Genomic DNA, 274 nt, shown 5'->3' on the forward strand with positions numbered 1-274 from the left:
TCCATGCCGGCGGCGTGGTGGATGGGGCTGCCAGCCGTACTGGCGGTGGCGGCGGTGCTCACGTGGTGCGCCCCCCGGTACGCGCTGCGGCGCAAGCTGTTCGACCAGCCCGGGGAACGCCGCAGCCCTGTCGTGGCGACCCCGCGCGGGGGCGGCATTGCCATCGTGGTGACCCTGCTGCTGGCGCTGGCCGCGGCGGCGGTCTTCTGGCCGGGCGCCCGGACGCCGTTGCTGGTGTCGGGGCTGGGCCTGGTGCTGGTGGCCGGGATCGGTT

Annotated in this window: 1 pseudogene; it reads left to right on the plus strand. The window is 75.9% G+C overall.

Annotated elements, in window-relative coordinates:
- Positions 1-21: 21 nt before the first annotated feature.
- A pseudogene (locus ACQG3P_RS19680) lies at positions 22-274 on the plus strand (lipopolysaccharide biosynthesis protein); the annotation flags it as partial.

Origin of the sequence: Stenotrophomonas sp. SrG (assembly GCF_050031795.1) — a bacterium.
GTDB classification, from domain to species: Bacteria; Pseudomonadota; Gammaproteobacteria; order Xanthomonadales; family Xanthomonadaceae; genus Stenotrophomonas; species Stenotrophomonas rhizophila_A.